This window comes from Kitasatospora sp. NPDC091276 (assembly GCF_040684355.1).
Lineage (GTDB): Bacteria > Actinomycetota > Actinomycetes > Streptomycetales > Streptomycetaceae > Kitasatospora.
Genome location: NZ_JBFBFU010000060.1, coordinates 15,286 through 20,567, shown reverse-complemented (window position 1 = coordinate 20,567; position 5,282 = coordinate 15,286). Strand labels below are relative to the sequence as shown.

Here is a 5,282-nt window from a genome sequence, read left to right as displayed (position 1 = left end):
CGGTGGCTGCTCACGGCCGGGGTGGGCGCGTGGGTGCCGGCCGGCGACTTGACGATCAAACCGGTGGTGCTGCGATAGTGACCCGGTGCGCGTCGGCCTGCTCGGACCCCTGGTACTGGACGCCGGAGCGGGCCCGCTGCCGATCAGCGGCGCGCGGCTACGGGCGCTGCTGGCCTACCTCGCGCTGGACGCCGGCCGCGCTGTCCGGCCGCAGGCCCTGGCGGACGCGTTGTGGGCCGAGGCGCCACCGGCCGACCAGAGGAACGCCCTGCAGTCACTGGTGTCCCGCCTGCGGGGCGTCCTGGGCGACCCCGCGTTGCTCACCTTCGGACCGGCCGGGTACCGGCTGGCCGTCGAGGCCGGCGCGGTGGACACCGCCCGGTTCGATCAACTGGCCCGCTCCGGAAGGCACTTGCACGCGCAGGGCCGGCCGGCCCAGGCCGCCGCCGCGCTGCGGGAGGCTCTGGCCCTGTGGCGCGGTCCCGCGTTGGCGGACGTGCGCGAGGCGCCGTTCGCCGACGCCGAGGCCCGGCGGCTGGAGCGGGCGCGGCTGGTCGCCCTGGAGGACCGGATCGAGGCCGACCTCGCGCTGGGCGCCGGACCGGAGCTGATCGCCGAACTCGAATCGCTGACCGCGCGGCACCCGCTGCACGAACGGCTGCACGCCCAGCTGATCCGGGCCCTGGCCGCCGGCGGCCGGGGCGCCGAGGCGCTGGCCGCCTACCAGCGGCTGCGCGCCCGGCTGGCCGACACCTTCGGCAGCGACCCCGGACCGCAGCTGCGGGCGGCCCATCTCGCGGTCCTGCGCGGCGAGCTCCCGGCGCCCCCCGGCCACCGCACGCCCCCTGGCCGCCAGCAGTTTCCCGGTCACCGCACGCCCCCTGACCGCCAGCAGTTTCCCGGTCACCGCACGCCCCCTGACCGCCAGCAGTTTCCCGGTCACCGCACGCCCCCTGGCCGCCAGCAGTTTCCCGGTCACCGCACGCTCGCCGACCAGCCGCCACCTCAACGGCCGGAGCCTCAACGGCCGCCACCTCAACGGTCGGAACCCCGCCGAGCACGGCCGCCCGGCAACCTGGACGCGCCGCTGACCAGCTTCGTGGGCCGCGAGGACGACATCCACCGGGTGGCCGAGCTGCTCGGCCGGGCCCGCCTGGTCACCCTGGTCGGACCCGGCGGGTCCGGCAAGACCCGGCTGGCCACCACCGTCGGCCGCCGGCTCACACCGTCCGGCGGGGTGTGGTTCGCCGCCCTGGCCCCGGCCGGCCCGGCGGACGTGCCCCGCGCGGTGCTCGACGCCCTGCGGACCCGCGAGGCCGACCTGCCCAAGAGCGCCGCGGCCCCGGCCCGCCGCCCCGGCACCCCCGAGGAGATCCTGGACCGCCTGACCGAGGTGCTCACGCACGACGACCCGGTCCTGGTGCTGGACAACTGCGAACACGTGATCGAGGCGGCGGCCGCGCTGGCCGGGACCCTGCTCGGCCGGTGCCCCGGGCTGCGGGTACTGGCCACCAGCCGGGAGCCACTGCGGATCGACGGCGAGAACCTGCACCCGGTGCTCCCCCTGGAACTGCCCGAACCCGGCTCGACCCCCGAACAGGCCCGCGCCTGCGCGGCGGTCCGGCTGTTCCACGACCGGGCCGCCGCCGTGTGCCCCGGCTTCGCCGAGGAGGACGGCTCGCCGGCGGCCGCGGTCGAGATCTGCCGCCGCCTGGACGGCCTGCCACTGGCGATCGAACTGGCCGCCGCCCAGCTGCGCACCCTGCCCGCCGAGGTGGTCGCCGCCCGGCTGGACGACCGGTTCCGGCTGCTCACCCGGGGCAGCCGCACCGCCCTGCCCCGCCACCAGACGCTGCGCGCCGTGGTGGCCTGGAGCTGGAAGCTGCTGGCCGCCGACGAACGGGCGCTGCTGGAACGGCTGTCGGTGGCGCCCGGCAGCTTCACCGAGGACGCGGCGCAGGCGGTCGGCGGGCTCGGCGTCCCGCACGCCGGCCACCACCCCGGCGACCACGACGCCCTTACCCGCGACGTCCGGGAGCTGTTGGCGGCGCTGGTCGACAAGTCGCTGCTGCACCCGCTCGGAGCCGCCGCCACGGGAGAGCCGCGCTACCGGATGCTGGAGACCATCCGGGAGTACGGCCTGGAGCAGCTCACCCGCCGCGGGCAGGACGGTGCCGCCCGCGAACGCCACTGCGGGTTCTTCCTCGCCCTGGCCGAGACGGCGGAGCCGCGGCTGCGTACCCGCGACCAGTTGCGCTGGCTGGCCCGGCTGTCGGCCGAGCGGGACGACCTGCTGGCGGCGATCCGCTGGGCGGTGGAGTCCGGGGACGCCGCGACGGCGGTCCGGTTCGGCGCCGCGCTGTGCTGGTTCTGGTCCATGCGGGGCTATCCGCCGGAGTCGCTGGACCTGCTCGAACGGGTGCTGGAGGTCCCCGGGCCGGCCGATCCGGCGGCCCGCGCGCTGGTGGTCGCGACGTACGAGGTCGGCACCGAGTCCATCGGCCGGCCGGAGGACAGGGCGGCCGCCTTCGGCCGGATCGAGGCGGCGATGGTGGGCGTTGACCCTGGTGTCCATCCCCTGCTGGAGCTGGCCCGGCTGGCCGCGGCCATCGCCGGCCCGCAGCCGCCGCCGCGTCCGCCTGACCCCCCGGGCCCGTCCGACCCCCCGTGTCCGTCTGACTTCCCGGGCCCGTCTGACTTCCCGTGTCCGTCTGACTTCCCGGGCCCGTCCGACCCGCCGGGCCCGTCTGACTTCCCGTGCCCGTCTGACCCCCCGCAGACGCCTGACTTCCCGGGCCCGTCCGAGTTCCCGGTCCTCTCGGGTTCCCCGGGTTCCCCGGGTTCCCCGGGCTTGCCGGGTTTCCCGGACGGCGAGTGTAAGGACCCCTCCAGCGGTCCGTTCACCCTGCTCGTGCGGGGCCTGCTGACCCTGCACACCGGGGACGTCACCGAGGCGAGGGGCTTCCTCGCCCACGCGTTGGCCGGTTTCGAGGCGCTCGGCGAGCGGTGGGGTATGGCGACCGCGCTGAGCACCCTCGGTTCGCTGCGGCGGCGCTGCGGCGACCTGGCCGACGCGCTGGCGATGAACGAGCGGGCCACCCGGTACTTCCAGGAACTCGGGATGCGGGAGGACACGGTCGACAGCGATGTCCAGGCCGCCCTGATGCGTGCCCAGGCCGGGGACGCGGACGGCGCGCGGCGGCAGCTGGCGGGCCTGCTCGAGGAGGTGGCGCGGGCCGGATGGGCCGAGCCCCGGGCCGTGGTGTGCCTGGGCCTGGCCCAGCTGGAGTGGCGGGCCGGGCGGCGGGAGCCGGCCCGCGCGCACGCCCTGGCCGCTCTGGACCAGGCCCCCGGCGGCCAGCCGGTGCCTTCACACCTCACCGCCCTGCTGCTGGGCGTGCTCGCGCAGCTGGACGCGGCGGACGGCCTGCCCGGCGCGGCGGTGCGCCGGCTCGACCATCCGGCGGTGCACCTGGTGCTGACCTGGAACTCGGCGGTCGCGGCCCGGATCGCGGTGGCGGCCGCCGACATCGAGCTGTGCCGCGGCCGGCCGGGGGAGGCGGCGCTCCTGCTCGGCGCCGCCGACCTGCTGCGGGGCTCGGACGACCTCGGTGACACCGACGTGCGCAGGATCGCGGGACGGGCCACGGCGGACCTGGGAGCCGCCGGGTTCACGTCCGCGCACGCCGCGGGTGCGGCGATGGCGCGGACCGAGGCCAGGGACCTGCTGTCCGCGATCATCACCTCGCCCTCGCCCGCGGCCTCGCCCTCGCCCTCACCCGCGGCCGGGCCGCCCGGTCAGTGAGCCGGAGCCGGAGCCGGAGCCGGAGCAGGGGCAGGGGCAGGGGCCGGTTTGCCGAACATCGCGCAGGTCACCGCACTCTGCAGGGCCTGGCCGGCCGCGGTGAGCTCCGCGTCGGCTCCGAACTCGAACAGGAACTCGGTCGAGATCAGGACGGTGGCGGTACGGCTGCCGGTGCCGTCGGTGAGGTTGGTGCTGGAGTAGCCGGTGATCCCCCCGTCGTGGGCCCAGACGGTGCCGCAGGGGGTGCGGACCGTCCCGATGCCCAGGCCGGAGCCGGGCCCGTCCACCGGGTTCTGCGGGTCCATCGGCACGGTGGCGCGCAGCTGCGCCAGCTGGGCCGCGGGCAGCAGCCTGCCGGACATCAGCGCGTTGTAGAAGCGGGACCAGTCCTGCGCGGTGGACACCACGGCCCCGGCCGCCCCGCCCCAGCCCGGGTCGTTGCCGGAGACGTCCACCCGGCCGTCGCGGTGCACCCCGGCCACGTCCCGGAACGCCGAGGGCACTCCCGCCGGCATGTGGGCGGAGTCCGGCTCGTAGCCGCGGACGTGCCGGCCGTGCCAGTTGCCGTCCGTGGCGAGGTAGGTGTGTTCCAGGTCCAGGGGACGGGCGATCCGGTCCCGGATCAGGTCGGCGAGGCTCGCTCCGGTGATCCGTTCCAGGACGGCGCCGACCGCCGCGTAGTCGGTGTTGCTGTAGGACCACCGGGTGCCCGGCGGGAACAGCGCCGGGCGCTTGACGCCCACGGCGAGCAGTTCGGCGGAGGTCCACCGGTGCGGGTCCTTGCCGAGGATCGACGGCAGGACGGCGGGGTCCTCGGTGTAGTCGGGCAGGCCGCTGGTGTGGTTCAGCAGCATCCGTAGCGTGATCGCCCGGCCGTCGGGCACCTGGCCCGGCAGCCACGCCTCCACCGGGTCGGTCAGCGCGAGGCGTCCCTCGGCGGCCAGTTGCAGGGCGATCACGGCCATCATGGTCTTGGTGTTGGAGCCCATCCGGAACTCGTCCCCCGCCGCGAGCCGCTGGTCCGCCGCGGCCCAGGGGGCCTGCTCGGCGATCTCGACGGGCCGGCCCCGGCCGTCGTCCACCCGCACCACCACCCCCGGCGCCCCGGCGGCCACCAACTGCCGTGCCAGCTTATCGAGTTGGACCCGCTGTGCCTCGGCTCCGCCCCGGGTCGCGGAGGGCGTGGATCCCGTGGCGGCGGGGAGGGGGGCCGGGAGCGCCGGTCCGGCGGCCAGTCCCGCGGTGAGGGCCGACGCCGTCAGCACGAGCGGCGCCAGCCGCAGGCGGCGCGACCACCCCGCGCGGGAGGGCGAAGGGGCTGCCGAAGAAGGAGTGGAAGAAGGAGAAGTAGCTGACGGCATGGATGCGGTTCCCTCTGGTTGCCGGGTGATCTGGACGGGCCCAGCCTGTGGCCCGCCGCTGGCAGACCGCGCACAGCGCGCTGGCAGGCGCCTGGTGTCCGCCCCGGATCGGGTGT

The 5,282-nt window shown here is 76.4% G+C and carries 2 protein-coding genes; one reads left to right on the top strand and one right to left on the bottom strand.

What is annotated here, in order from left to right; all coding sequences use genetic code 11:
- Nucleotides 1-85: 85 nt before the first annotated feature.
- Nucleotides 86-3,805, top strand: coding sequence for a BTAD domain-containing putative transcriptional regulator (locus AB0O19_RS37545; RefSeq protein WP_363626155.1), 3,720 nt, complete (start codon nt 86-88; stop codon nt 3,803-3,805).
- On the opposite strand, the gene AB0O19_RS37540 is transcribed toward AB0O19_RS37545, so the two are convergent.
- Nucleotides 3,799-5,166, bottom strand: a complete 1,368-nt coding sequence (locus AB0O19_RS37540; protein WP_363626153.1) for a serine hydrolase domain-containing protein — start codon at nt 5,164-5,166, stop codon at nt 3,799-3,801. The two genes, AB0O19_RS37545 and AB0O19_RS37540, sit on opposite strands and share 7 nt — an antisense overlap.
- Nucleotides 5,167-5,282: the final 116 nt, after the last annotated feature.

What these genes read in the sequence shown, in the direction of transcription:
- AB0O19_RS37540 (WP_363626153.1), bottom strand. Translation starts at nt 5,166, where the DNA reads ATGCCGTCAGCTACTTCTCCTTCTTCCACTCCTTCTTCGGCAGCCCCT.